Origin of the sequence: Gordonia araii NBRC 100433, assembly GCF_000241265.1 — a bacterium.
In the GTDB taxonomy this organism is placed as follows: Bacteria; Actinomycetota; Actinomycetes; order Mycobacteriales; family Mycobacteriaceae; genus Gordonia; species Gordonia araii.
In genome coordinates this window covers 92,164-118,247 of sequence record NZ_BAEE01000061.1, presented here as the reverse complement: position 1 = coordinate 118,247, position 26,084 = coordinate 92,164, and the positions used below count along the sequence as shown (strand labels likewise).

General features: G+C 69.5%; 27 protein-coding genes. 9 read left to right on the top strand and 18 right to left on the bottom strand.

Translation table 11 applies throughout. From position 1 onward, the window contains the following. Window positions 1-7: 7 nt before the first annotated feature. The 8 genes from GOARA_RS12525 to GOARA_RS12490 all read right to left on the bottom strand — a co-directional run bounded on the left by GOARA_RS12525 (window position 8) and on the right by GOARA_RS12490 (window position 7,619). Window positions 8-1,063 carry a uroporphyrinogen decarboxylase/cobalamine-independent methonine synthase family protein gene (locus GOARA_RS12525; protein WP_007322760.1) on the bottom strand — a complete coding sequence of 352 codons (1,056 nt, stop codon included), beginning with the start codon at window positions 1,061-1,063 and terminating at the stop codon, window positions 8-10. After that, on the bottom strand, window positions 1,060-2,151 hold the full coding sequence (gene mnmA / locus GOARA_RS12520; protein WP_040523072.1) for a tRNA 2-thiouridine(34) synthase MnmA: 1,092 nt from the start codon (window positions 2,149-2,151) through the stop codon (window positions 1,060-1,062). The genes GOARA_RS12525 and mnmA overlap by 4 nt, the downstream gene beginning before the upstream one ends. Beyond that, a complete protein-coding gene (locus tag GOARA_RS12515) occupies window positions 2,148-3,353 on the bottom strand; it encodes a cysteine desulfurase family protein (protein WP_007322758.1) in 1,206 nt (401 codons plus the stop codon). The genes mnmA and GOARA_RS12515 overlap by 4 nt, the downstream gene beginning before the upstream one ends. A 73-nt stretch (window positions 3,354-3,426) precedes the next feature. Then, window positions 3,427-3,858 (bottom strand): hypothetical protein, encoded by a 432-nt coding sequence (locus tag GOARA_RS12510; protein ID WP_007322757.1) that lies wholly within the window; start codon window positions 3,856-3,858, stop codon window positions 3,427-3,429. 81 nt (window positions 3,859-3,939) lie between these two features. Further along, window positions 3,940-4,785 (bottom strand): lysophospholipid acyltransferase family protein, encoded by an 846-nt coding sequence (locus tag GOARA_RS12505; protein ID WP_007322756.1) that lies wholly within the window; start codon window positions 4,783-4,785, stop codon window positions 3,940-3,942. 28 nt (window positions 4,786-4,813) lie between these two features. Continuing rightward, on the bottom strand, window positions 4,814-5,692 hold the full coding sequence (locus GOARA_RS12500) for a GNAT family N-acetyltransferase (protein ID WP_138947682.1): 879 nt from the start codon (window positions 5,690-5,692) through the stop codon (window positions 4,814-4,816). 141 nt (window positions 5,693-5,833) lie between these two features. Then, window positions 5,834-6,790, bottom strand: coding sequence for an electron transfer flavoprotein subunit alpha/FixB family protein (locus GOARA_RS12495; protein ID WP_007322754.1), 957 nt, complete (start codon window positions 6,788-6,790; stop codon window positions 5,834-5,836). 46 nt (window positions 6,791-6,836) lie between these two features. Then, window positions 6,837-7,619: an electron transfer flavoprotein subunit beta/FixA family protein gene (locus tag GOARA_RS12490; protein WP_007322753.1), complete on the bottom strand. Its 783-nt coding sequence runs from the start codon at window positions 7,617-7,619 to the stop codon at window positions 6,837-6,839. 227 nt (window positions 7,620-7,846) lie between these two features. On the opposite strand from GOARA_RS12490, the gene GOARA_RS12485 reads away from it, so the two are divergent. Beyond that, window positions 7,847-8,197, top strand: a complete 351-nt coding sequence (locus GOARA_RS12485; protein WP_007322752.1) for a VOC family protein — start codon at window positions 7,847-7,849, stop codon at window positions 8,195-8,197. Window positions 8,198-8,231: 34 nt separating this feature from the next. Here GOARA_RS12485 and GOARA_RS12480 read toward each other — a convergent pair whose 3' ends face one another. Then, window positions 8,232-8,663, bottom strand: a complete 432-nt coding sequence (locus tag GOARA_RS12480; RefSeq protein ID WP_138947681.1) for a hypothetical protein — start codon at window positions 8,661-8,663, stop codon at window positions 8,232-8,234. 79 nt (window positions 8,664-8,742) lie between these two features. On the opposite strand from GOARA_RS12480, the gene GOARA_RS12475 reads away from it, so the two are divergent. Genes GOARA_RS12475 through GOARA_RS12465 form a run of 3 tightly spaced genes read left to right on the top strand, consistent with a single transcriptional unit; the run spans window position 8,743 to window position 12,373 of the window. Beyond that, window positions 8,743-9,543, top strand: a complete 801-nt coding sequence (locus GOARA_RS12475; protein WP_007322750.1) for a class I SAM-dependent methyltransferase — start codon at window positions 8,743-8,745, stop codon at window positions 9,541-9,543. Beyond that, the gene (locus GOARA_RS12470) at window positions 9,540-11,111 is read left to right on the top strand and encodes a 1,4-alpha-glucan branching protein domain-containing protein (RefSeq protein WP_007322749.1); all 1,572 of its coding nucleotides are present in this window, start codon (window positions 9,540-9,542) and stop codon (window positions 11,109-11,111) included. The genes GOARA_RS12475 and GOARA_RS12470 overlap by 4 nt, the downstream gene beginning before the upstream one ends. Next, a complete protein-coding gene (locus tag GOARA_RS12465; RefSeq protein WP_007322748.1) occupies window positions 11,108-12,373 on the top strand; it encodes a glycosyltransferase family 4 protein in 1,266 nt (421 codons plus the stop codon). The genes GOARA_RS12470 and GOARA_RS12465 overlap by 4 nt, the downstream gene beginning before the upstream one ends. 52 nt (window positions 12,374-12,425) lie before the next feature. Here the strand turns inward: GOARA_RS12465 and GOARA_RS12460 are convergent, their stop codons facing one another. Together GOARA_RS12460 and GOARA_RS12455 are read right to left on the bottom strand one after the other, a co-directional pair. After that, window positions 12,426-12,839, bottom strand: a complete 414-nt coding sequence (locus GOARA_RS12460; protein ID WP_007322747.1) for a VOC family protein — start codon at window positions 12,837-12,839, stop codon at window positions 12,426-12,428. A 272-nt stretch (window positions 12,840-13,111) separates the two neighbouring features. Next, the gene (locus GOARA_RS12455) at window positions 13,112-13,852 is read right to left on the bottom strand and encodes an acyltransferase (RefSeq protein WP_007322746.1); all 741 of its coding nucleotides are present in this window, start codon (window positions 13,850-13,852) and stop codon (window positions 13,112-13,114) included. 92 nt (window positions 13,853-13,944) lie between these two features. Between GOARA_RS12455 and GOARA_RS12450 the strand changes: the two genes are divergently transcribed. Further along, on the top strand, window positions 13,945-15,300 hold the full coding sequence (locus GOARA_RS12450; RefSeq protein ID WP_007322745.1) for an outer membrane protein assembly factor BamB family protein: 1,356 nt from the start codon (window positions 13,945-13,947) through the stop codon (window positions 15,298-15,300). 15 nt (window positions 15,301-15,315) lie between these two features. Here GOARA_RS12450 and GOARA_RS12445 read toward each other — a convergent pair whose 3' ends face one another. After that, the gene (locus GOARA_RS12445) at window positions 15,316-16,509 is read right to left on the bottom strand and encodes a THUMP-like domain-containing protein (RefSeq protein ID WP_007322744.1); all 1,194 of its coding nucleotides are present in this window, start codon (window positions 16,507-16,509) and stop codon (window positions 15,316-15,318) included. A gap of 507 nt (window positions 16,510-17,016) precedes the next feature. Here GOARA_RS12445 and GOARA_RS12440 point away from each other — a divergent pair. Then, window positions 17,017-17,244 carry a hypothetical protein gene (locus tag GOARA_RS12440; RefSeq protein WP_040523064.1) on the top strand — a complete coding sequence of 76 codons (228 nt, stop codon included), beginning with the start codon at window positions 17,017-17,019 and terminating at the stop codon, window positions 17,242-17,244. A 264-nt stretch (window positions 17,245-17,508) separates the two neighbouring features. On the opposite strand, the gene GOARA_RS12435 is transcribed toward GOARA_RS12440, so the two are convergent. Beyond that, complete coding sequence (locus tag GOARA_RS12435; RefSeq protein ID WP_007322741.1) at window positions 17,509-18,483, bottom strand: class I SAM-dependent methyltransferase; 975 nt, start codon at window positions 18,481-18,483, stop codon at window positions 17,509-17,511. A gap of 40 nt (window positions 18,484-18,523) precedes the next feature. Continuing rightward, a complete protein-coding gene (locus GOARA_RS12430) occupies window positions 18,524-19,312 on the bottom strand; it encodes an enoyl-CoA hydratase/isomerase family protein (RefSeq protein ID WP_007322740.1) in 789 nt (262 codons plus the stop codon). Between the two features lie 26 nt (window positions 19,313-19,338). Here GOARA_RS12430 and ligD point away from each other — a divergent pair, with 26 nt between their 5' ends. Then, the gene (gene ligD / locus GOARA_RS12425) at window positions 19,339-20,271 is read left to right on the top strand and encodes a non-homologous end-joining DNA ligase (RefSeq protein WP_007322739.1); all 933 of its coding nucleotides are present in this window, start codon (window positions 19,339-19,341) and stop codon (window positions 20,269-20,271) included. 5 nt (window positions 20,272-20,276) lie between these two features. Here ligD and GOARA_RS12420 read toward each other — a convergent pair whose 3' ends face one another. Further along, a complete protein-coding gene (locus GOARA_RS12420) occupies window positions 20,277-21,122 on the bottom strand; it encodes an NUDIX hydrolase (RefSeq protein ID WP_007322738.1) in 846 nt (281 codons plus the stop codon). A 72-nt stretch (window positions 21,123-21,194) separates the two neighbouring features. Then, window positions 21,195-22,028, bottom strand: a complete 834-nt coding sequence (locus tag GOARA_RS12415) for an ABC transporter ATP-binding protein (protein WP_007322737.1) — start codon at window positions 22,026-22,028, stop codon at window positions 21,195-21,197. 65 nt (window positions 22,029-22,093) lie between these two features. Between GOARA_RS12415 and GOARA_RS12410 the strand changes: the two genes are divergently transcribed. Both GOARA_RS12410 and GOARA_RS12405 read left to right on the top strand, forming a co-directional pair. Continuing rightward, on the top strand, window positions 22,094-23,098 hold the full coding sequence (locus tag GOARA_RS12410) for an LLM class flavin-dependent oxidoreductase (protein ID WP_007322736.1): 1,005 nt from the start codon (window positions 22,094-22,096) through the stop codon (window positions 23,096-23,098). 81 nt (window positions 23,099-23,179) lie between these two features. Beyond that, window positions 23,180-23,926 carry a DUF1906 domain-containing protein gene (locus GOARA_RS12405; protein WP_007322735.1) on the top strand — a complete coding sequence of 249 codons (747 nt, stop codon included), beginning with the start codon at window positions 23,180-23,182 and terminating at the stop codon, window positions 23,924-23,926. On the opposite strand, the gene GOARA_RS12400 is transcribed toward GOARA_RS12405, so the two are convergent. Together GOARA_RS12400 and serB are read right to left on the bottom strand one after the other, a co-directional pair. Continuing rightward, window positions 23,883-24,647 carry a peptidyl-tRNA hydrolase gene (locus tag GOARA_RS12400; protein ID WP_007322734.1) on the bottom strand — a complete coding sequence of 255 codons (765 nt, stop codon included), beginning with the start codon at window positions 24,645-24,647 and terminating at the stop codon, window positions 23,883-23,885. The two genes, GOARA_RS12405 and GOARA_RS12400, sit on opposite strands and share 44 nt — an antisense overlap. Window positions 24,648-24,841: 194 nt before the next feature. Then, window positions 24,842-26,083, bottom strand: coding sequence for a phosphoserine phosphatase SerB (serB, locus tag GOARA_RS12395; RefSeq protein WP_007322733.1), 1,242 nt, complete (start codon window positions 26,081-26,083; stop codon window positions 24,842-24,844). Window position 26,084: the final 1 nt, after the last annotated feature.

Here is a 26,084-nt window from a genome sequence, read left to right as displayed (position 1 = left end):
ACGGCGGTTAGTCGACGTGGCGCAGTTGGTCGGCGACGCTCGACGCCAGCTCCAGCGCGCGACCAGCCCACTCCCCCGACCCGGCCAGGCCGCACGTCGGCGAGACGACGATCTGATCTCGCAGCACCGTTCGCGGCAGCCCGATCCGATCGGTCAACGCCACTAACCGGGCTGCCAATTCGTCGGCCGAGAGCTGGGACGCCCGCCGCACGACAGATTCGTCGGCCGAGAGCTTCGACGCCGGTGACGCTGTCGGGACGATCCCGGCGACCAGGGCGCCGCCCCGGTCGAGGAAACCGCCCAGCTGGTCGTAGTCGTCGGCACCGACGACGGTGAGGTCCATCGACACCGCGTATCCGTCCAGGAGCCCCAACAGATCCCACCGCGGCGACGCGCAACTGTGGAACACCATCGGGCGGCCGATGCGCCGCGCCACCTCGCCGAGCGCGGCAGCGACTTCGGGCGCCGGAATCGGCTGGTTCACGTCCAAGCGAGTCAGCGGGGCGATCTGACCGTCGATCACCGCGCCCACCATCGGCTCGTCCAACTGCACGACGATCTCGACGCCGAGCCGGCGGGAGAGCTCGTCGGCACGCTCCGCCAGTCCCTCGGCGAGCGATCCGACGACGTCGCGCCAGGCGCCGGCGTCGTGGAGAACCTTGTGCCCGCCGGGGAGTTCCACCAGGGCGGCAAACGTGAACGGCCCGATCGCCGACAGCTTCACCGGCGCCGACGACCCGCTGCGTTCGACCACTTCCTCGACCGCGTCGAAGTCGGCGCGCAGGAAGCCGCCCGCACGGGCGGCCAACCGCGTCCGTCCCGCGGCGAGCCGATAGCCGTCGAGCGCGGTGTCCATCGGAATGTCGACGAGTAGCGCGGCGGCCCGTCCGACCATGTCGGCACCTGCTCCGCGTGCGGGTAGTTCGGGAACGAACGGAAGGGCGACCTCGTCGAAGGCTGTCCTCGCCGCAACCAACGGGTCCTGCCCGGGCATCGACCCCACACCGGTGGCCGGCGACGAGGTCGTTCCGATGATCCCCGGCAGCGATCCGGGTCGGCTCATGCCGTGTCGGCGATGCGACCGGAGCCGAGCACCAGGTCGCCGCGCTCGAAATCGGGCGAGTACAGCACCGCGGCTTGCCCGCGTGCGACGCCGGTCAGCGGCTCGTCGGTCACGATCTCGATGCCCGGCTCGCCGTCGACCTCGATAGGCGTGGCCGTCGCCCTGGCGATTCCGCCGTGCGCCCGCACCTGCACGACGCAGTCGACCGCGCCCTGCGGCGGGTGCCCGGCCGTCCACACGGCGTGCCGGGCGACGATGCGCGAAACACCCAGCGCCGAGGCCGGTCCGACCGTGACGGTGGCGGTCGCCGCGTCGATGCCGGTCACATACCGCGGCGCGCCGTCGGTGGCCGGTGCGTCGATGCCGAGCCCCTTGCGCTGGCCGATGGTGAAACCGTGCACACCGTCGTGCTCGGCGAGCTGCTGGCCGGTCTCGGCGTCGACGATCGCACCTGGCCGAACGCCGATCTTGGCGCCGAGGAAGGCACGGGTGTCGCCGGTGGGGATGAAGCAGATGTCGTGCGAGTCGGGCTTGTCCGCGACGAGCAGCCCCCGCCGCGCGGCCTCCTCGCGGATCTGCGGCTTGGGGGTGTCTCCGACCGGGAACATCGCCCGGGCGATCTGGTCGGCGGTCAGCACGGCCAGCACGTACGACTGGTCCTTGTCCTCGTCGACGGCGCGACGCAGCTCACCGTCGACCAGGCGCGCGTAGTGGCCGGTGACCAGTGCGTCGAAGCCCAGCGCGACGGCCTTCTCCGCCAGTGCGGTGAACTTGATCTTCTCGTTGCACGACAGGCACGGGTTCGGCGTCTCGCCGGCAGCGTAGGCGGCGACGAAGTCGTCGATGACGTCCTCGCGGAACCGTTCGGCGAAATCCCACACGTAGAACGGGATGCCCAGCACGTCCGCGGCGCGACGCGCATCGTCGGCATCCTCCCGCGAACAGCAGCCGCGCGATCCGCTGCGCAGCGCGTCGGGCGTCTCCGACAGCGCCAGGTGGACGCCGACCACGTCATGGCCGGCATCGACCGCCCGGGCCGCGGCCACGGCCGAGTCGACGCCGCCGCTCATCGCCGCCAACACCCTCATGGCCGCCCTCCCAGCGTCACCAGCCCGGCGGCGCGGGCACGGGCGACGACATCGCCGATCACCCCGCCGACGCGGTCGACGTCGTCGTCGGTCGTGGTCTGCGACAGGCTGAAGCGCAACGAGCCGCGGGCCGTGGCCATCGGCAACCCCATCGCGAGCAGCACGTGGCTGGCCTGAGCGACACCCGCCGTGCAGGCGGAGCCGGTCGAACACTCGATCCCCTGGGCGTCGAGCAGCATCAGCAGCGAGTCCCCTTCGCATCCGTCGAAGGAGACGTGGGCATTGCCGGGCAGACGACGGGAGTCCCGCGGTCCGTTCGCCCGTGTGCCCGCGACGGCCAGCAGATGTTCGAAGAGCCGGTCCCGGCGTGCGGCGACCGTCGCCGACTCCAGTTCGAGATTGGCGGTGGCGACGGCGAGCGCGGCGGCCATGCCGACCGCGCCTGCGACGGTCTGCGTCCCCGACCGCAGGTCGCGCTCGTGTCCGCCGCCTCGAACCAACGGCCGGCACGTCACGTCTCGGCCGAGCACGAGGGCGCCGATGCCCTGCGGCCCGCCGAACTTGTGCCCGGCGAGGGACAGTGCGGCAAGACCGCTGCCGGTGAAGTCGACCGGGATGTGCCCGACGGCCTGAACGGCGTCGGAGTGCACCGGAATCCCGTACTCGCGGCCGATCGCGGCCACGTCGTCGATCGGTTGGACGGTCCCCACTTCGTTGTTGGCCCACATCACCGAGATCACCGCGATGTCCTCGGCGTTCTGCTCGACCTCGCCGCGCAACGCGTCCAGGTCGAGGAAGCCGTCCGCGTCGACGCCGATGACGACCAGTTCGGCGTCGTCGATGTCGGCGACCAGCGCCTGCGCCGGGTCCAGCACCGCGTGGTGCTCGACCGCGGAGATGACGACCCGTCGACGTCGAGGGTCCTCGCGGCGGCGCGCGGCGAAGATCCCGGCGAGTGCGAGGTTGTCCGATTCGGTGCCCCCGGAGGTGAACACCACTTCCGACGGGCGCGCCCCCAAGTTGACGGCGACGGACTCGCGCGCTTCCTCCAGGTGCCGGCGCGCCGAACGGCCGGCCCGGTGCAGCGAAGACGGGTTGCCCGCCACCGCGAGGGCCGGAACCATCGCGGCAACCGCCTCCGGGCGCATGGCCATGGAGGCGGCGTTGTCGAGGTAGACCGACTCGACGGGTGCGGTGGACATAGTGCTCACCAGGATAGACGCGGCGCCGATGCCCTCCAATTCGGCCAGCCGTCCGGCCCCGGTGCCGTGCCGGTCAGGTGCCGACGTCGAACACCGTGGTCGTGAACGATCCGGAGACCCGTTCCTGCACCGTGATCGAGTATCGCGAGGGAACCGTATAGCGCCGGGCCGGGAACGCGGCGGCCCCCTGACATGCGTTCGACTTGTACATCGACCAGCGTTTGCCGGGGAAGGTCACCTCGATCCGGCATTTGCGGCCGCTGACGGGTGCGCCCTTCTTGGTGCGCGCCGACCAGGTGACGCGCGGGGCATAGCCGCTGGTGGCGACGTTGCTCACAGTGACCGCGACAGCGTTGACGCCGTTGCGGTTGTAGAGCTTCCCCGGTGGCGGCGCCTGACTGCCGAAGTCTCCGAGGGGCGGGGCGAACTTCGCCTGTGCGGGCGCCGCGGTTAATGTCGCGACCACGGCCGCGGACATCAGGACGACGGCCGGTGTCCGGTACATCGATGAACCCCCTTGACTATTGGGCGCGGTGGCCCTCGATGTCGTAGAGGCTAACAGCGCTCGTCGACGAGGAGGCCGTGATCAGCCGACCAGGGCCGCGGGAGTCCGAGCGGCACCTGCCGTCTCACCGAAGACGACGGCTTGCGCGGCGCGGGCGTCGGCACGACGGTCCGGCGTCGGCAGCTGGACGCGATGAGCCGTCACGGTGACGGTCAACGACCGCACCGCGAGAATACGACGCAGGGTGTCGACCGGGGAGTCGTCGCCGATGAAGGCGGGCGCGGAGCAGTGGTAGCCGTCGTCCTCGGTGAAGCTCACCGTCATCGGCATGATGGGTGCCCCCGCGGCATGGGCGGCCCCGATGAAGGCCGGCCGGAACCGTCCCCACGCCGCGCCGCACCACGTCGTCCCCTCGGGGAACACCGCGACCGCAGCACCGTCGCGCAACGCGTCGGCCACGCGCTCCACCGTGCCCGGCAACCGTCGCAGGGACCCGCGTTCGACGCCGATGACGCCTATGCGGCGAGCGAGACGACCGAATCCTGGCATGTCGAGCACATCCGACTTGGCGACGAACCGCGCCGGGGTGAGCGTCGCGATGGCCAGGATGTCGAGGAAGGACACGTGGTTGGCGACGATGAGTCCGCCGATCGGCACCCGGGGATCGGTGTCGATGAGTCGACGATCGTTGACCACCACCGCGACGCCGAGCGCCGCCAGCACGCGCCGTGCCGCCCAGCGACTGAAGCGGTGGCGCCGCTGCGGCGCGATCCGCCAGACCACCGGGGCCGCCAGCGCGAGCACCACCAGAACGGCCAGTACCCGGCCGATTCGCAGCAGCTGCCTGGTCCGGGCCGCTCGCCGGCGGGGGCCGCGCACGCAGGCGTCGTCGCACTCCCCGACCGGGTACCACGCGTGCTTGGTCATGTCGCCCTTCTTTCGTTCCGTTCGTCCGTCACGCACTCTGCTCGCTCAGCCGCCGCACCGTGTCGGTCAGGCGGCGCCGGTAGCGGGAGTCGGCGTCGTCGGCGCTGAGCACGGTGAGAAAGTCACCGCAATCGAAGACCGGGTCGATCGCCGGCTCGCCGCAGACGCGCGCCCCGAGACGCAGGTAGCCGCGCAGCAGTGGCGGGATCAACAGACGCTGGGGCGGCTCGATGTCGTCGAGCCGCACACCGTCGATGACCGAGCCGCCGTGCGGGAACACCTGCCAGTCCGCGCGGTAGCGGTTGCGCAACTCGTCGCGGATCCCCCGCAGCACGCTGCCGCGCTGCGTGCCCGGGGCCGACAGCGGCACCGAGACGCACCCCATCAGGTAGGAATGCCCGGTTTCCTCGACGTAGGCGAGGACGGCCGCCCACATCAGCGCGGTGACCGCGCCGTTGCGCTGCCCGACGGCCACGGCCGCCCTGCCCATTTCGACGGTGCGCGCCGTGATCGGGGCGAGTTCGGCGAGGTCGAACTCGCCGTCGCTGTACCAGCCCCCGGCGGCGATGGCGCGCAGGGGCGAGAGCAACCGGGCACACCCGACGAGCGCGCCGGTCTCCTCCTCGCGGACCAGCAGGTGTTCGCAGAATTCGTCGAAGCGGTCGGCGTCGAGGCGGGTGGCCGCGTCACCGATCGTGGACGAGAAGCCGGGCTCGGTGGCGAACACCTCGTAGCGCAGGCGCTGCGCGTCACGGATGTCGTCCGCGTCGGTGGAGAGCCAAACGGAAAAGCCGCCCCCTGCGAACAGGCGACGGCTCCGGTGCGGGGCGCTTGCGGTCGTAGTCTCCCCGGTCGCGGGGCTGGCCGCGGGGACCGGACTGACCGTAGGTGCATTTATCACTGTCATGCCGCTCATGAAATCGGCGACAGTCGACGCAGCGGCCTACTCGATATGACATGTCGGCGTCGCAACGGTGAATTGCGGCGCGAAAACGAACCCCCGGCCAACACCTGTGGTCGGCCGGGGGTTCGCGGAATGACTGCGCGGTTACTTGCGCTTCTTGATCTCTTCGGTCAGCTGCGGGGCAACGTTGAAGAGGTCGCCGACGACGCCGTAGTCGCTGATCTCGAAGATCGGTGCTTCCTCGTCCTTGTTGACCGCGATGATCGTCTTGGACGTCTGCATACCGGCGCGGTGCTGGATCGCGCCGGAGATGCCGAGCGCGATGTACAGCTGCGGCGAGACGGTCTTACCGGTCTGACCGACCTGGAACTGACCCGGGTAGTAGCCCGAGTCGACCGCCGCGCGCGAAGCACCGACGGCCGCACCCAGCGAGTCGGCGAGTTCCTCGACGACCGAGAACTTCTCGGCACTGCCGACGCCACGACCACCGGAGACGACGATCGACGCCTCGGTGAGTTCGGGACGGTCGCCGCCGACGTTCGGCTCGACGTTGGTGATCCGCACGGCGTTCTCGGCCTGGGCCGGAACCTCCACGTCGACGCGCTCGCCGGCGCCGGCCGACGGAGCAGCCTCGACGGCGCCGGGGCGCAGCGAGAAGATCGGGGTGTCACCCTTGGCCTGCGCCTCCACGGTGAACGAGCCACCGAAGATCGAGTGGACGGCGTTGCCGCCCTCGCGGATCTCGATGACGTCGGCGAGCACGCCGGAGCCGAGGCGCACGGCCAGTCGGCCGGCGATTTCTTTGCCGTCGGCGGTCGCGGCGACGATGATGCCCGCCGGTGATGCCGACTCGGCGATCGACGACAGCACGTCGACGGCCGGCGAGATGAGGACGCTGCCGGCGTCGTCGGACTCGGCAACGTAGATCTTCTCGGCGCCTGCGGCAGCAAGGTCGCCGGCGATCGCGTCTGCCTGCCCGGGGGCGCCGACGACGACGGCCGACGGGGAGCCCAGCGCACGCGCGGCGGTGATCAGCTCGGAGGTGACCTTCTTCAGCCCACCCTCGGTGTCCCGCTCGACGAGAACGAGTACTTCAGCCATGTTTCTTTTCTCCTGAGATTCAGATGTCGATTGGTGGCGGGTCGGGCTAGATGATCTTCTGCGCGACCAGGAACTCGGCGACCTTGGTGCCGCCGTCGCCCTCGTCGGTGACCCGCTCGCCGGCTTCCTTGGCGGGCTTCGGGGTCACCGAGGTGACCGCCGTCGCGGCGTTGGCCAGGCCGACGTCACCCGCCTCGACGTCGATCTCGCCGAGGGACACCACGGCGATCTCCTTCTTCTTCGCGGCCATGATGCCCTTGAAGGACGGGAAGCGCGGCTCGTTGATCTTCTCGTTGACGCTGACGATCGCGGGGAGCGCGCCCTCGACGGTGAAGATGCCCTCGTCGGTCTCGCGCTCGCCCTTCAGGTTCTCCCCGTCGACGGTCAGCGAGCGCAGCGACGTCAGGTGCGGCAGCTCCAGGTACTCGGCGATCATGGCCGGGACGGCACCCACGCCACCGTCGGTGGCCTGGTTGCCCGCGATGACCAGCTCGACGCCCTCGACGGTGCCCAGCGCGCGCGCCAGCACGTACGAGGTCTGAACCGCATCCGAGCCGTGCAGTGCGTCGTCCTGGATGTGGATGGCCTTGTCGGCGCCCATCGACAGCGCCTTGCGGATGGCCTCGGTCGCCTTGTCCGGACCGGCCGAAAGGACGGTCACCTCGCCACCGTTGGCCTCTTTGATCTGCAGCGCGGCCTCGACGGCCTTCTCGTTGATCTCGTCGATCACCGGGTCGATCTCGCGGTCGAGGGTGAAATCGCTGTCGTTGAGCTTGCGCTCCGAGCCAGAGTCGGGCACCTGCTTGATGAGTACGACAATGTTTGTCATGGGTCTACGTCGACCTCCTGCATCGGGTGAGGCGTCTTACCAGCGGGTAAGGCCATAAGGGTCGCCCAACACTCTAACGTGCCGCCTCTGCGATGCGAACGCGGTGTACCTCACAATCGCCGTCCTCGCCCGGTGCGGCCCGACCTGGGCTTGCGACGAGTCCGCCTCCGCAAACCGCGAGCGCGAACCGGGCCCGGTTTGTCGGGGGACGCGCATAGTCTCCAGGCATGACGATCTCAGTGGGCATGATCACCTTCGACACCATCGACCCGGTACCCCTCGCGCGGTGGTGGGCCAAGCAGACCGACGGCACCATCGTCGAGGAGAACGACGGCTGGTTCGTCACCGTGGCGACCGGCGAGGGCAAACCCATGCTGGCCTTCCAGAAGGTCGACGATCCGACCCCCGGTAAGAACCGGCTGCATCTGGATCTCGTCTCGGCGGATCGGGAGGCCGAGGTGGCTCGGCTGCTCGACGACGGCGCCACGCTGGTCGCGCGACGCGAGATGCCCGGGTTCGAGTGGGCCACCCTCGCCGATCCGGACGGAAACCAGTTCTGCGTGTCCGGCCCGCACTGAGGTCCACCGCGAGGGCGGAACGCGTCCACCGCGGTCAGGAAGGAATCGACTGGGCGGCCATCAGGTAGCCGGCGGCGAAGGTCGCGATCACGATGACCGTGCCCGCCAGCGGCCAGACGACCATGACCTTCCGGCGGACGGCTCCCACGACGACGCCGACCGTGACGACCAGGGACGCGACCGCTGCCCCGCCCCACGACACGAGGTAGGCCCATCCGATGAGATCGGTACTGCAGTCGGCGCCGGAGTGGCAGGAGCCGCCCATCATCACGAAGAAGACCGTGACGTAAGCGGCGAGCGCGGCCAACACCCCGAACACCACCGTCGCGACGATGGTGGCGATGATGTCGGCAATGCGCCAGCCGGTCATCGGCGCGCGGTTCGGAACCACCGGCGGCGGGACGGGCGGGTAGACGGCAGGCCGGTAAGAGCCATTCGGCGAAGGGATGGACGACGTAGTCGACATGCCCATCACCTTGCCGCCGCGGATCACGTCGGCACATGGGGAAAGTACTCAGTTCCGCCCCGGCGACTACCCTCTTCAGATGATGAGCGAATCACCACGATCCGACCCCGGCACTCCCGATCCGGCCGCAACGCTGGCGCTGACCGGCGAACGCACCGTGCCCGGAATCCCCGAGGAGAACTACTGGTTCCGCCGGCACGAGGTCGCCTACGAATACATCGCCGCCCTCGTCGACGACAAGGACGTGCTCGAAGCCGGCTCCGGCGAGGGCTACGGCGCCGACCTGCTGTCGCGGCTTGCGCGCAGCGTCACCTGTGTCGACTATGACGAGACCGCCGTCGAACACACCCGTGCGCGCTACCCGCGGCTCACCGTCCACCAGGGCAATCTGATCGACCTGCCGCTGCCCGACGAATCCGTCGACGTCGTCGTCAACTTCCAGGTCATCGAACACCTGTGGGACCAGCCGGCCTTCATCGCCGAATGCCACCGCGTTCTCCGCCCCGGCGGGCGTTTGCTCATCTCGACGCCGAACAGGATCACCTTCACCCCCGACAGTGATACACCGGTCAATCCGTTCCACACGCGCGAGCTGAACGCCATGGAACTGACCGAACTCCTCGTCGACGGAGACGGGAGTGGCCGGGCGTTCACCGTCGAAAAGATGCTCGGGGTCCACCACGGCCCCCGCCTGCTCGAGCTGGACGCGAAGTGGGACGGCTCGATCATCGACGCGCAGATCCAGCGGGCGCTGGCCGACGAGCCGTGGCCCGCGGCACTGGCCGCCGACGTCGCCGACGTGACCACCGCCGACTTCGACATCCGCCCGGGCGACGTCGACGCCAGCCTGGACCTGTTCGCGATCGCGGTCCGCAAGTGACCGACTCCTCCGCCGCCGTGCCGGGCCAGTTCACGCTGGTCCTGCACTCGCATCTGCCGTGGCTGGCCCACCACGGCCGCTGGCCGGTCGGCGAGGAGTGGCTCTACCAATCGTGGGCCGCCAGCTACCAGCCCGTCTTCGCCGTATTGCGCGGGCTGGCCGCCGACGGCTTCACCGACGTCATGTCGCTGGGCATCACCCCCGTGCTCGCGGCCCAGCTCGACGACCCGCACTGCACCTCGTCGATGTACGAGTGGCTGGCCAACTGGCAGTTGCGCGCGATGGAGCTGGCGACCGATCGCGATCCGGTGCGCGCCGCCGCCGGAACCCGCCACTTCCGGGCGGCGGCCGATGCGATCGCCGATTTCGAGGCGCATTGGCGGCACGGCGCATCGCCGGCGATTCGTTCACTGCTGTCGTCGGGCATCGTCGAACTACTCGGCGGACCGCTCGCCCACCCGTTCACTCCGCTACTCGACGCGCGCCTGCGACAGTTTTCGCTCGCCGAAGGTCTCGCCGACGCTCACCGCCGCTGGGGCTACACCCCGGCCGGGATCTGGGCGCCCGAATGCGCTTTCGCCCCCGGGATGGAGCAGGAGTACGCGTCGGCCGGTGTTGGTCATTTCATGGTCGACGGCCCGACCCTGCACGGCGACACCGCGCTGGGCCGCCCGGTCGGCGACACCGATGTCGTCGCGTTCGGCCGCGACCTGAACGTCAGCTATCGCGTGTGGTCGCCGAAGTCGGGGTACCCGGGCCACGCCGCCTATCGCGATTTCCACACCTACGATCACGACTCGGGCCTGAAACTGGCCCGGGTCACCGGGCGATCGGTCGCCGGACCGGACAAGGCTCCCTACGACCCGGACCGTGTCGACGCCGTCATCGACAAGCATGTCGGCGACTTCATCGACACCGTCCGGGCGCGCCTCGTCGAGGAGTCCGACCGCGTGGGCCGGCCCGCCCACGTAGTCGCCGCTTTCGACACCGAACTGTTCGGCCACTGGTGGCACGAAGGACCCGTCTGGCTCGACCGGGTGCTGCGCCGGCTGCCCGAAGCCGGGGTCACCGTCGGTTCCCTGGCGACGGCGCGCGAACGCGGTTTCGTCGGGGCGCCGGTCGACCTGCCGCCGTCGTCGTGGGGGTCGGGCAAGGACTGGCGAGTCTGGGCCGGTCCCCAGGTTCAGCATTTCGTCGATCTCAACGCCGAAGTCGTCGACACCGCGTTGAACACCGTCGACAAACGCGCCGGGGGGTTCGGGTCCGCCGCCGAACCGTCGACGGTCCGCGACCGGGTCAACGACCAGATCTTGCGCGAGACCCTGATGACCGTCGCCTCCGACTGGCCGTTTATGGTTTCCAAGGACACGGCGGGGGGCTACGCGACCGACCGCGCCCACAAGCACGCGCACGCGACTCGCGAGATTGCCGACGCCGCCGCCCGCGGCCGCGAATCGACCGCCCGCTCCCTGGCCGACGGGTGGTTCGCAGCGGACAATCTCTTCGCCGACCTCGACGCCCGCCGACTGCCGGGCACCGACGCCTATTCGAAGGGGGGCAGCCGGTGAAACTGCTGCTCGTCTCCTGGGAATACCCGCCCGTCGTCGTCGGCGGTCTCGGCCGCCACGTTCACAACCTGGCCGTCGAGCTCGCTGCGCAGGGCCACGACGTGGTCGTCCTGACGCGCCGGCCGACCGGCTCGGATGCGACCACCCACCCGACGACCGTCACGACCGCCGAGGGCGTGCGGATCGTCGCCGCCGCGGAGGACCCGCCCGAGTTCGACTTCGGCGCCGACATGATGCCGTGGACGCTGGCGATGGGGCACGCGATGGTCCGGGCCGGCCTGCGCCTGGTGCGCGACGACGGGACCGGGACGCCGTGGGTGCCCGAGGTCGTGCACGCCCACGACTGGCTCGTGGCCCATCCCGCGATCGCACTGGCCGAGTTCTTCGACGTGCCGCTGGTCGCGACGATCCACGCGACCGAGGCCGGGCGGCACAGCGGCTGGGTCGCCGCCAAGACCAACCGCCAGGTCCACTCGGTGGAATGGTGGCTCGCACGCGAAGCCGACGCGCTGATCACCTGCTCGACGTCGATGCGCGACGAAGTCAGTCGACTCTTCGGCCCGGAGCTGGCCGAGATCCAGGTGATCCACAACGGGATCGCCGTCGACGAATGGCCCCACTCGCCCCGCGCCATCGCCACGGGTCCCGCCGAACTGCTGTTCGCCGGCCGCCTGGAGTATGAGAAAGGCGTTCAGGACCTGCTCGCCGCGCTCCCCCGCATCCGGCGGACGCATCCGGGAACCACCCTGACCATCGCCGGCTCCGGCACGCAACAGGCGTGGCTGGAGGAGCTGGCGCGCAAGCACCGAGTGGTCGGTGCCGTGCGGTTCCACGGGTCGGTCGAGCGTTCCGAGCTCATCGAGCTGATGCACCGATGTGCCGCGATCGTGCTGCCCAGTCGGTACGAGCCCTTCGGCATCGTGGCGCTGGAGGCAGCGGCGACCGGCATTCCGCTGGTGGTGTCGACCGCGGGAGGACTCGGCGAAGCGGTCACCGACGCCATCACCGGCATGACCTTCCCGCCCGCCGACGTGACCGCGCTGGCCGCCGCGGTGCGCACCACGCTCGACGACCCGGTGGCAGCGGAGGAACGCGCCCAGCGCGCCTACGCACGGCTGACCGAGGAGTTCTCGTGGCGCTCGGTTGCCGAACGCACCGCCGGGGTCTACCTGGCCGCCAAACGGCGGGTACGCCACCCGATCGGGCGCCCGAACATCGTCGAGCGCCCGCTCCCCGAGCGGGATCCGAACCAGCCGGTCTGACCGACGGGCGGGCGTTCGCGAACCGCGCCGCGAAAGTCGCGGCAGGAATCGTCTAGGACGACGGCTCCGCGTCGGTGTCGACCATCCAGGGCACCCCGAAACGATCGGTGCACATGCCGAAGCAACTCGACCAGAACGTCGCCTGCATCGGCATGATCGCTTCGCCGCCGTCGACCAGTGCCTCGAAGACCCGGTTCGCCGTCGCAATGTCGGGAGCGGTGTAGGCGACGGTGAAGCCGACCTTCGGCCCGCCGTCGCCGGATGGGTCGTCGGACCCCATCAACAGTCCGTCGCCGACCTTGAGCGATGCGTGCATGACCGTGTCGTCGGATGTTCCGGGCATCCTCGCATCCGGCGGGGCATCCCCGTTGCGCATGATCGTGAGTTCACCGCCGAACACCTCGCGGTAGCGCTCGAAGGCCTCGGCACAGTCGCCGCTGTAGAAGACGTACGCGTGGAATGGCATCAGCGATCACCTCCACCCCGAGTGTGCCCCGTTTCCCGCCGACCGTGCCCAGAATCTCGCCGACCGTGCCCAGAAAGTCACCGACCGTGCCCAGAATCTCGTCGACTGTGCCCAGTCTCGTCGACTGTGCCCGGGTGGACACACTCCCGCCGGAGAACTGGGCACGGTCGGCGGGAAAGTGGGCACGGTCGGCGCAAAGTTGGGCACGGTCAGCGCAAAGTTGGGCACGGTCGGCGCAAAGTTGGGCACGATCGGCGGATCTTGGGCGTTCGCTACCCGGCCGCCTTCTTCTTGCGCTCGATGTCGGCCAGGGCCCGCTCGTGCTCGGCGCGAGCGGCGGCATTCGCCTCCCACTCGTCCTTGCGGTTCTTCACCACGCGCGCCGGGGCTCCGACGGCGATCGCGAAGTCCGGGATCACGCCCTTGACCACCGCGTGGGACCCGAGCACGCATCCGCGGCCGACGACGGTGTTGCGCAAGACCGACACCTTCGCCGCGACCCACGTGTCGGCGCCGATCCGCACCGGGCCTTTCACGATTCCCTGATCCTTGATCGGGAGTTCGAGGCTCTCCATCTTGTGGTCGAAGTCGCAGATGTAGCACCAATCGGCGACGAGCGTCGACGCGCCGATCTCCAGATCCAGGTAGGAGTTCACGACGTTGTTACAGCCGAAGACGACCTTGTCCCCGATCCGCAGGCTTCCCTCGTGCGCCCGGATCGAATTCCCGTCGCCGATGTGCACCCACCGGCCGATCTCCATCCGGGACAGTTCCGGCGTGGCATGGATCTCGACGTTGCGCCCCAGGAAGACCATGCCCCGCAGCACGACGTGCGGGTTGGCCAAGCGGAACCTCGCCAGCCGCAGGTACCGGACCAGGTACCACGGCGTGTAAGCCCGGTTGGCCATCACCCAGCGCAGCGACGCCAGGGTCAGAAACCGGGCTTGGTCGGGGTCGCGGCGACGACCTGCTCGCCACCGGTCCCGGTACGAGGCGTTCCACATCGTGGTCATGGCACAAACACTAGTAGAGCCCGAAATCGGACACGATAGGCTCACTGGGCAACCCGGTCCATCGGTGAGAAGTTCACGCAAAGGAGCACTTGATGTCGCGAGCGGCCCGACCCAGCGGGGCTTCGCGCCCGTTCCCCCGCACACGCCTGGCGGCCCGCGCAACGGTGATCGCGTCGACGGCCGCGGCGCTGGCCGTCGCCCTGGCCTCCTGCTCGGACGGCCAGGTCAGCGTGAAGTCGCTCGCGAGCCCGGGATGGTCGAGTTTCGGCGGCAACGCGGGCAACACCAACTTCGCCTACCCCGAGGTTCCCGACGACCTGGCGCTGAGCTGGTCACGGCCCACCGGCGGGCCCATCACCTCGCCGCTCACGATTTCCAACCAGTCCAACGTCAGCGTCACCGCCAGCACCGCCGACGGCTGCAACTGGATGGTCCTCGACCAGCGAGCCGGGCGGATGAACTACTGCAAGCGGATGCGACCGGGCGTCGAAGTGCAGTCCCCGCTCATCGACCAGTTCGACCAGACCTACGTCGGCGAGGAGACCATGTTCCTCGGCTGGACCGCGGGCGGTTCGATCCGGTGGCGCATGCCGGTGATCGGCGTTCCGACGTCGGCGAAGTTCGTCGCCCCGTCGGTCGTGCTGGTGGCGACGACGCAGGGACAGATCCTGCTCCTGAACACCCAGGACGCGACGTTCGCCGCCCCCGAGGTGCGTCTGCGCGCCGACGCGAACCCGGACAACGCGATGGCCGGATTCAGCGACTGTGTGACCAGCGGGCCGCGCTGCGGCATTCCCGCCCCGGTTGCGGTCGACGTCGACGCCCAGCGCATGTATCTCAACTTCTGGCCGCAAGGCGCCATCGCCTCGCAGATCCGGGCCCTCGACTACGGCGAGGCCGACGGCAAGCGCGAGGTGCGCGAAGCCTGGCACGCCGACATCCCCGGCGGCGTCGTCGGACCGGCAGCGGTCTCCGCCGACGGGAAGACGGTGTACGCGTTCAGCCGTCTCGGCAAACTCGTCGCCCTGCACGCCGAGAACGGCGAGACGAAGTGGACCTACGACTACGGCGACCCCGGCTTCGCGACGCTGACCGCGACTCCCGACGGTCTCATCATCCCGGCGGGGCCGTTGGGCGGCCCGCTGCGACTGCTGGCCGACCGCGGCGAGCGCGCCGAACAGGTGTGGTCGCGCGACGACCTGAAGACCGCGAGTCTCGCCACGCTCACCAACTCGGGCACGGCCTGGACGGTCGTACGGACCGGCGACGACACCCTGGCGCTGACCGAGGTGTCCACGGAGGACGGCAAGACGCTGCGCATGCTCCCCCTGCCCGACGCCAAGGGGTTCACGACCGGCGTCGCGGTCTCGCCGAAGGGCCAGCTCGCCGTCGCGACGAATATCGGCAAGGTCTACTTCTTCGACTCGAAGGATGAGATCGGGCGCTGATTCCGGACCGTCTCGTCAGGCCGGGCGCCGCGTCGCGGCTGCGCAGACGAAAGCGACGCCCTTCGTTCCGATCCGCGTGATCACCAGCGTCAACGGCTTAGTCCCCTTGAGGCGCAGTCGCTTTCGCAGCTGGTCGGGGTCGACGTCGACACCGCGGACCAGGATCTCCAAGCTCCCGCAGTCGCGCTCGGCGAGTGCCTTGCGCAGCGCCTTCTCCTTCATCGGCACCTGTTCGAGGACGGCAAAGCCGCGCTCACCGGGCGGTATGACGTCACCGGTCAGGTAGGCGATCTTCGGGTCGAGCTGCCACAGCCCGTGCCGCGCCGCCCAGTGCCGCACCAATCCGGCACGGACGACCGCTCCGTCGGGGTCGATCAAATACTCCCCGGGCGGGCCCACGCGGGTCTCGTCGGCGTCGAGATCGGTGATCTCCTCGGCCCGTAACTCGCCGTCGGCGACGCGCAGCACCGTCGCGCGCTGGTGCGCGCCGTCGTCCAGCTCGGTCCACAGGCAGGCCTCGCGCACACTTCCGTCGAGCGAGGTGACCTGGACCTGGCCGTCGAAGCCGTAGCGCGCCCGCAAAGTGCCGTAGTCGATGCCGGGTGCGCACTTCACCGCAAGCGGCCGGCCGGCATAGGTGGTCAAGACGCTCAACAGCGGCGGGGACAGCTCGTCGATCCGGAACGTCCGGGTACCGCCGCTGCGCCGCGCCGGGTCGGCGAGTAGAACATCGGCGGTCGACGTCGGGGCGAGCGCGTCGGCCCGCAGCAGCGTCGCGCCCGAGACGTTGTGCGCGGCCATCGCCAGCCTGGCTTCGTCGAGATCGGAGCCGATCACACCGCCGATCCCGTCGACGGCGGTCAGTTCGGCCAGTTCGGCGCCCACCGAGCAGGTGACGTCGTGCACGACCGCCCCCGGGAAACGCCGGGCGATCTCCTCGGCCCGGCGCGCGGCGACGACGCGGTTCGTCGCCTGCTGCAGGGCCTCGTCGGTGAGCAGCCAGCGCTGCGGGTCGCGCAGGCGCCCGACGGCGCGCCGCCGGCATCGCACCGTCTCGGCGAGTGCGGGCGCCCGCTGCGCGTACCGGCTGCGCAACTCGGCGATGTCGGCGACCAGCGAGTCCGAGGTCAGCGCCAGCGCTGAAGCGTTCTCCAGCGCTTTGACACCGAACCGCGAACGGAGGAACGCAACGTCGTCAGGGGTGATCACGGGCGAATAGCCAAGCGAGTGCGGCGGCGCGAAGCAGACCGACCGTCACGACGTTCCCGGAGCCTTCTCGTGCCCACACTCACCATGAGGCCAGCGTATCGTCGGCGATCAGAGAGACCGTGCGCGGCCAGGTTCGCGACTTGAAGGGCCGACTGAGTCACGATGCCGTGAGATCTCGCAGCCGGTAGACAGTACGAATCGGCGAGTCCGAATCAGGATCGACGGCGACGGAGACGCGGTCTCCGTGCACGCTCAGCACCTTCGCTTCATATTCGCCGTTTGCGTAGCGGACGCGCAGACGGGAGCCTCGTGCAGGCACCTTAACCTTACTCACGGCCACCCTCCTCCCATCTACCATGGTTCCTGTCCGGTTAGCTGACTCAATTGTGCCTTAGTCACACGATCCATGTCGACGGTAAGCCCGTTAAGCGCCTCCCGCCATATTCGGCTCGTTTTCAAAGTGACCGGCACAACTGCCTGAACCGACGCCAGCTTGTCGGCGTCCGAATGAGCAATGGCATTCCGCGCTTCCAGAAGCAGTCCGAGCTTCTCTCGACGAGAGTCCGTGCGTTTGTATTGAGCAAGCCCTGCCTTGAGATCGACCCCAACGCGTCGAAAGTCGGCAACGACATTTCCCCACTGCGCGTTCTTGGAGTCGATCCGACGGCAATCTTCGAACGCAGCGGCGAGCACCGGGCGCAGGGACGAAGCCACACCCGCGTGGTCGATCAGTGATGCCGCGGCTTCGGTGTGCAGCTCCTTACCAGAACCCCTGGAACTCGGCTGCGAGTCGCATCACTATCGCGAAGTTGACGTGCTCGGTTTCCCATTTACGACCAGGAACACCGCCGGACACCGCCGCGTGCACCTCTTCAAGCCTGTCAAGTCCCCGCGCTCGCGGTCCTCGCCATGTAGCCAAGGCACGCGACGTCACGCGACCATCACCGCCTTCGCGAATATCGTGCTGCCCACTCGCCCCCCGGAGGCTGTTCGGATCGATCAGGCGGACGGCTTGGTGCCGGTCACCATGACGTTGTAGAAGAACTTCGGCGGAACGACCTTGCGCAGGACGTTCTCGTCGAGCCAGCTGAGCCGCTTCCACCCGCCGAAGGCGAAACGGGCCCAGCCCCAGCCCAGCTTCTCCGGCGGCACCGCGGCCTCGAAGGTGCGGACCGGCCAGCCGAGCATGGCGGCGGAGAACTCCTCGGTCGCGGTCGCCACGTTGCCGGCGCCCGCGCTGCGGGCCAGTCCGGCCAGGTCGTCGGGGTCGAAGGTGTGAATGTCGACGACGGCCTCCAGGGCGGCGGCTCGCGACGATTCGTCGAGTTCCTCCTGGGGACGGCGCCAGCCGCCCAGCGCGGGCAGGCGGGTGATGTTGGTCGTCGCGTACCAGGTGGCACGGGAGAGCCAGCGCGCGTAGAAGTCGCCGATCGTCGACGGCTCGCCGGCGAACACGAACCGCCCGCCCGGCTTGAGCACGCGCAGCACCTCCCGCAGCGACAACTCGACGTCGGGGATGTGGTGCAGCACGGCATGGCCGACGACGAGGTCGAAGGTGTTGTCCTCGTACGGGATCTTCTCGGCGTCGGCGACGCGGCCGTCGACGTCGAGCCCGAGGTTCTCCGCGTTGCGCAGCGCCACCTTCACCATGCCCGGCGAGAGGTCGGTGACCGACCCCTTCTCGGCGATGCCCGACTGCATGAGGTTCAGCAGGAAGAATCCGGTACCGCAGCCCAGCTCCATCGCACGCCCGTAGGGCAGCTCGGCGTCGGGCACGATCGCGTCGAACCGGCCGCGCGCGTACTCGATGCAGCGCTCGTCGTAGGAGATCGACCACTTGTCGTCGTAGGTCTCGGCTTCCCAATCGTGGTAGAGCACCTGGGCGAGCTTGGTGTCCTCCAGCGCGGCCTTCACCTGCTCCTCGGTGGCGTGCGGGTTCGGCGCGGGATCGGCGGCCGGCGAATTCGTGGTCATGATGACTCCCGGAGGGGGTTGGAAAAACGTTCAGGTCATCCTACCGGCCGGTAAATTCGGCCTTTCCGGGGCCGTTCTCGACGAAGGAATCCATGCCGATCTTGCGGTCTTCGGTGGCGAACAGCGCGGCGAACAGGTTGGCCTCGATGGCCAGTCCCGTCGACAGGTCGGCATCGAGACCGCGGTCCACCGCGGCCTTGCCCGCGGCGAGTGCAACCGATGCGGCGTTGCGGAACTGACCGGCCCAGGCGAGCGCGGCGTTGTAGACCTCGTCGGGCGCGACGACCTCGTCGACCAGCCCGATCTTCAGCGCCTCGTCGGCGCCGACGAACCTGCCGGTGAAGATCATGTCCTTGGCCTTGGCCGGGCCGACCAGGCGCGCGAGACGCTGGGTGCCGCCACCGCCGGGGATGACGCCCAGCAGGATCTCCGGCACGCCCAGCTTGGCGTTGTCGCCGGCGATCCGGCGATCGGCTCCCAGCGCGACCTCCAGCCCGCCGCCCAGCGCATATCCGGTGATCGCCGCGACCGTCGGCTTCGGGATCGCCGCGATGGCGCCCAACCCGGCCTGCAGCTTGCCAGCCACCTTGTTCATCTCGGCGAACGTCATGTCGTTCATCTCTTTGATGTCCGCACCGGCGGCGAGCACCTTCGGTCCGCCGTACACGACGACCGCCTTGATGTCGTCGCGCACCGAGGCTTCTTCCGCGGCCGCGACGAGCTCGTCCTGAACCTGACGGTTCAGCGCGTTCATCGGGGGGCGGTTCAGCAGGATCGTGCCGACGCCGGGGTGGTCTTCCGAAGTTTCCAAAGTGACGAACTCAGCCATGGGCACCACCCTATACGCTGGGGTTTGTGGCTGATCGCGGCGACCGCATACCGATCGAGGTCGACGGGCGGGTGGTGGAGTTGTCCAGCGCCGACCGCGTCTACTTCCCCGCACGCGGCGAGATGAAACTCGACCTCGCCCGCTACTACCTGAGCGTTGCCGACGGCATCGTCCGCGCGCTCCGCGACCGCCCGACCATGCTGCACCGGTTCCCCAAAGGGGTGACCGGCCCCAAGGTGCACCAGAAGCGGCTGCCCGCCGGTGCTCCGGACTGGATCGAGACCACCGAGATCTACTTCCCGCGCTTCGGCCGCACCGCCGACGAGCTGTGCGTCACCAGCGCCGCCGACGTCGTCTGGGCCGTGCAGATGTCGACCGTCGAGTTCCACCCCTGGAACTCTCGTCGCTTCGACGTGGAGAAGCCCGACGAGTGGCGCATCGACCTGGATCCGATGCCGGACTGCCCGTTCGAGCGGGTCCGACGAGTCGCCGGCGTCGTGCACGAGGTGCTCGACGAGCTCGGCATCCGCGGCTTCCCCAAGACGTCGGGCGGGCACGGGCTGCACGTCTACGTGCGCATCGCGCCCGAATGGGGATTCGCCGACGTGCGCCGCGCCGCGCTCGCCTTCGCCCGCGAGGTCGAGCGCCGGTTGCCCGACGATGCGACGACGGTCTGGTGGCGCAAGGATCGCGACCCGGCGGCGGTCTTCATCGACTTCAACCAGAACACCCGCGATCACACGATGGCCGCGGCCTATTCGGTGCGGGGGAATCCGAACGCCACCGTGTCCGCGCCGGTGACGTGGACCGAGATCGACGAGGTCGTGCCGGACGATTTCACGATCGCCACGATGCCCGCGCGCTTCGCCGAGCTGGGCGATCTGCACGCCGAGATCGACGACGTCGAGCACCGAATCGACGTGCTGCTCGCGTGGGCCGATCGCGACGGGCTCGACTGAGCCGTCTAGCCGGGCGGGCGGCTGAAGAACAGCTCACGCGCACGCGGGTCCATCGACGCGAAGTACTCGTCGGCGTTGGTGAACCGCAGCCCCTCGAAGTCGTCGTTGGGCGTGCCCGGTTCGATCGGCTTGATGTCCCGCTTGGCCCCGAACAGTTCCGCCACCGACCGGTACGCGGCCAGCTCGCGCAGCTGCGACCACGTCGGCGGCAGCAGGAAGTGCTTGCCGTCCGACCAGTCGGCCAGCGCCTGAGAGGCCGAATACCATTGCGCCGTCTCGACTTCCGAGGTTTCGGCGTCGGCGTCCTGCCCCTCGGGCAGCTCGGCAAGGAAGAACCGGGTGTCGTAGCGCCGCTTCTCGATCTTCGGCGTGATCCAATGCGCCAGCGGTCGGAGCCGATCCGCACGCAGCACCAGCTCGTGGCGCCGCAGAAACTCGGCGAAGGAAAGGGCTCGGCTCTCCAGCTCGGCGCGGGCCGGCATCAGCGCGGACACGTCCGGGGCCGACCCGTCGGTGTGGGTGACCAGCAGCACCCCGCACTCCTCGAAGGTCTCCCGGACCGCGGCGCACACCAGTTGCTGAGCACCGACCGGCGTCGTCGAGAAGTGATGTGCCCACCAGTCGATGTCGGGCCCCTCCCACGCCAGGTCGGCCTCGGCGTCGCGCTCGTCGACCCCGCCGCCCGGGAACACGGTCATCCCGCCGGCGAAGGCCATCTGCTTGACGCGGCGCTGCAGGAAGACGTCGACGCCGTCGGCTCCGTCGCGGACGAGCACGACCGTCGAAGCATCGCGCAGCGGAGCCGCCTGGGCCGACTCGCCGTCGCTCACCGGTGCTGGACTGTCACTCATGTGACGTACGTTACCGCCGGCGAAAACCGGTCCTCGCGAGGGTGCGCAAATCCGCTCGACGGTGCCCTGACCCTAATCTCCTCGACGGTGCCCGCCGGCCCGCCGCGCACGCCGGGCGAAGTACCGACCGTCGATCACGTCCAGTGCGATCTGCTGGTGGAAAGCGGCGGACAGGTTCTGCGCCGTCAGCACGTCGGCGAGCAACCCTTGCGCGACGACGCCGCCTTCCGACAGCAGCATCGCATGGCTGAAGCCGGGCGGGATCTCCTCGGGATGGTGGGTGATCAGGACGAGCGCGGGCGCGTCGGGATCGGCTGCGAGCCGCCCGAGCCGGTCGACGAGTTCTTCACGCCCACCCAGGTCGAGCCCGGCGGCCGGCTCGTCGAGGAGCAGCAGCTCGGGATCGGTCATCAGTGCTCGCGCGATCTGGACGCGCTTGCGCTCCCCCTCCGACAACGTGCCGTAGGTGCGCCGCGCGAGATGCTCCGCGCCCAGCGACTCCAGCGTGTTCAGCGCTTGATCGCGGTCCACGGTGTCGTAGTTCTCGCGCCAGCGGCCCAGCACCGAATAGCCGGCCGAAACGACCAGGTTCTCGACGATCTCGCCCGGTGGGATGCGCTCCACCTCGTTGCCGCCGGTCATCCCCACCCGAGTGGTCAGTTCCCGCAATTCCACCCGGCCCAGCCGCTCGCCGAGCACGAACGCGGTGCCCGATGTCGGGTGCTGACGGGCCGCCGCCATCGACAACAGCGACGTCTTACCCGCACCGTTGGGCCCCAGCACCACCCAGCGCTCGTCGAGTTCGACCTGCCAATCGATCGGGCCGACGAGCGTGTTGCCGTCGCGCACCAGGGAGACGTCGCGGAAGTCGATGAGGAGGTCGAGGTCGGGCGCTTCGTCGGTCACCCCCCTATCGTGCCGGATGGGCACCGCGCGGGAATACCGAGGCATGCCGGTTCGCTGGAATCGACGTGCCTGTAGATTCCTCCGGCGTTCCGCTGTCCCTGCTCGACCTGGCCCAGGTCGGCCCCGACGAGTCGGTACGCGAAAGCCTCGCCCATTCCACCCGCCTTGCCGAATTCGCCGATACCACCGGCTACAAACGGATCTGGTACGCCGAGCACCACAACATGCCCGCCATCGCCTCGGCTGCCCCGGCCGTGCTCATCGCCCACATGGCCGCCCACACCACGCGTATCCGCCTCGGAGCCGGCGGGGTCATGCTGCCGAACCATTCGCCGCTGACCATCGCCGAGCAGTACGGGACGCTCGCCGAACTCCATCCGGGCCGTATCGACCTGGGCTTGGGGCGTGCGCCCGGCGGTGACCAGGCCACGTTCGCCGCGTTGCGGCGGACCCACCAGGCCGCCGACCAGTTCCCGCGCGACGTCCTCGAGTTGCAGGCTTATCTGCGCGGTTCCTCGCGGGTTCCCGGCGTCAGCGCGACTCCGGGCGCCGGCACGAACGTCGATCTCTACATCCTCGGTTCGTCGCTGTTCGGCGCCCAGCTGGCGGCGGCGCTCGGGTTGCCCTACGCCTTCGCCTCGCACTTCGCTCCGCAGGCGCTCACCGAGGCCGTCTCCTTGTACCGCAAGGAGTTCCAGCCCGCCGACCTGCCCGACGGCGGCACGAGTGAGCCGTACGTCATCGCCGGCATCACCGCGATCGCCATCGACGACGTCGAGTTGGCCCACCGGGAGCAGGCTGCCGCCAAACGACATCGCATCAAACACCTCGTCGCCCATCACCGGAAGCTGACCGACGACGAGGCCGACCTGCTGTCGGACTCCCCCGTCGGGCGCCAGGTCGACGAGATGATGCGCTACGCCGCGGTCGGAACACCCGACGACGTGCGCCAGAAGCTGCGGGCGTTCGCCGAGCACGCGGACGCCGACGAGTTGATCGTCGCGTCGCTGGCACCCGACCGGCAGGTGTGGTTCGACACGCTGGCCAACTTGGCGCCGGCGCCGGCCTGACGATTCGTCCGTCGGTGTACAACCGGTCCCGATAGCGTCACAACCCTGGCTCGCCGCTGTGACGGAAGTTACGGTTGTGGAATGCCGATCAGCCGTCGCCAGTTCTTCTCCGCAGCCGCGGTGGCCGGGGTGTTCGCCGTGGCCACCACGGTGCCCGCCGGCACCGCCGTAGCGCTGCCACCGTCGTTGCCCGGGGGCACCAGCCTGGGCACGATCCTGGACTATTCGAGCAGGGTCCCGTCACCGGTGGCGATCCGCACCGCCGGACACGTCGGCGTCATCCGCTACGTCTCTGACCGCCGACCCGGCGCGGAGAAGATGCTGGCCAAACCGCTGACGCTGCCGGAGTCGCTGGCGATGCGCGGGCTGGGGCTCACGGTCGTGTCCAACTACCAGTACGGCAAGGGCAAGACCGCCGACTGGCTCGGCGGCTTCGACGCCGGAGTCAAACACGCCCGGCGAGCCGTCGAGCTGCACACCCAGGCCGGCGGTCCCGGCGACGCACCCATCTACGCCTCGATCGACGACAATCCGTCCCGCGCGCAGTTCACGTCGAGGATCGCGCCGTATATCAAGGGATGGCAGTCAGTCATCGGGAAGCAGCGCACCGGCATCTACGCCAACGCCCCCACCATCCAGTGGGCCGTCGACGCGGGACTCGCGTCCTGGTTCTGGCAACACGACTGGGGCACGCGACGCGGCTACCTCCACCCCGCGGCGCATCTGCACCAGATCCCCGGACAACGACGCGTCGGTGGCGTCGAGGTGGACGTGAACACCATTCTCAAACCGCGCTACGGCCAGTGGGCGGGTTCCGGGTCGTCATAACGGTGATGGAACCGGGCGCGATCTCGGTGAACCCGGCGTCGCGCACCGCGACCGCATCGCCGCTCTCCTCGTCGGCGAGCAACCCGGCCCACCGCTGCCGCGACGGCTGACACACGGCGATCGGACACCCGGCGACCCGCCACGCCACGGTCTCGTCGACGGTGAGCAGCGCGACGCCGAGCATGGCGGCGTGACCCACCTGGGCGGCGGTCTTCCCGACCGTCATCGTCAGGCCGGGGTTGACCCACAGCGTCAGGCCGGTGCCGTCGTTCGGCTCGGCGGGCAGTTCCCCGGGCACGTCGGTGCCATCGATCTGCAGCTTGCGCACCCGTGGATCGACGTCGCCGACGGTCGTCGGGACGAAGGCGCGGGCCAGCTCGCCGCCCGATTCCGCGGTGACTCCCCACACCTGTTGCGCCGCTTCCCATTGCGCTCCGCGCGCCCGTCGTGCGATCTTGCGTATCCGCGCGTCGCACCATGCATCCATTGCCGACGCCCATGGCCCGCCGGGCGCCGAACATTCGTCGAGGCACAGCAGGACGACGGACCGCGCTGCCGCGATGAGCAACTCGGCCCGGTCGGGCGGATCGGTCTTCTCCACCCGCAGCGCCATCTGCATGGCCCAGACCTGCGCCGGATCCTCGGGGTCCGGGGTGTGCGGTGCGGTCAGGTAGCCGGCCAGCCGCGCGTGGTTCGCCGCGATCGCTTCGCGCGAGGGCACAGTCGACGAAATACTGGGCACGGTCGACGAAATACTGGGCACGGGGTCTCGATACACCGAGTCGCCTAGCGGCTCCCCGGCACTCGACCACCGCGGCGGATTCGGGGGCACAGGGTCTCGATACACCGAGTCGCCTAGCGGCTCCCCGGCACTCGACCACCGCGGCGGGATTTTGGGCACGGTCGGCGCCCTGGCTAGTCCAGCGGGACGCGGCGCAGCGTGCCGTCGACCGCGTCGGCCGCTTCGATCTCGTCGCGCGTGACGCCGAGGATGAACAGCACGGCGTCGAGGAAGGGATGGCTCAGCGCCGTGTCGGCGACGTCGCGCAGCGCCGGCTTCGCGTTGAACGCGATCCCCAGGCCCGCCGCACCGAGCATGTCGATGTCGTTGGCGCCGTCACCGACGGCGATCGTCTGCTCCATCGGCACGCCGACCTCGTTCGCGAACGCCCGCAGTGCGCGGGCTTTTCCGGGCCGGTCGATGATCTCGCCGACGACGCGGCCGGTCAGCCTGCCGTCGACTACCTCCAGCGTGTTGGCCCGCACGAACTCCAGCCCCAACTCGCTGGCCAGGGAGTCGATGACCTGCCGGAAGCCGCCCGAGACCACGCCGCAGTGATAGCCGAGCCGGCGCAGCGTCCGGATGGTGGTCCGGGCTCCCGGGGTCAATTCGAGTGAGTCGGCGACCTCGTCGATCACTCCGGCGTCGAGACCCGCCAGCGCCTGCACGCGCCGGTGCAACGACTCCTCGAAGTCGATCTCTCCGCGCATGGCGGCCTCGGTGACCGCCGCGACCTCGGCCTCGCGGCCCGCTTTGGCGGCGAGCATTTCGATGACCTCGCCCTGGATCAGCGTCGAGTCGACGTCGAAGACGATGAGGCGCTTGGCGCGCCGGGCCAGGCCCGCACGCTCGACGGCGACGTCCACCTCGTGCTCGGCGGCGACTCCCACGAGTGCCTCGCGCAGCGCCGAATCGGCGAACGGGGTGTCCGTGGGCGCGCTGACCATCAGCTCGAGACCGGTGACCGGATAGTCCGCCACTCCGCGGATGGAGTCGATGTTGGCGCCCTGGGCGGCCAGCGCCGACGCCAGGGAGCGGAACGCTCGCGCGGTGACCGGGTTGCCCAAGACGACGACGGCGTGCGTCGACGGAGGCTGGGCCACCGTATTGTTGCCCGCCTCCACGTGGACCGCGAAGCCCTCCGCGATCAACCCCGCGGCGGCCATCGCCTCGTCGACCCGGTCGGTGAGGTCCTCGACGTCGGACACCGCGGCGACCAGCACGCCGAGGGTGAGCCGGCCCCGGATCACGACCTGCTCGACGTCGAGGAGTTCCACGCCCGCCTGGGCGAGAACGCCCATCAGTACGGAGGTGACTCCAGGACGGTCAGGGCCGCTGACCGTGATGAGGACCGAGGGGGTACCCGGCTGCACCACC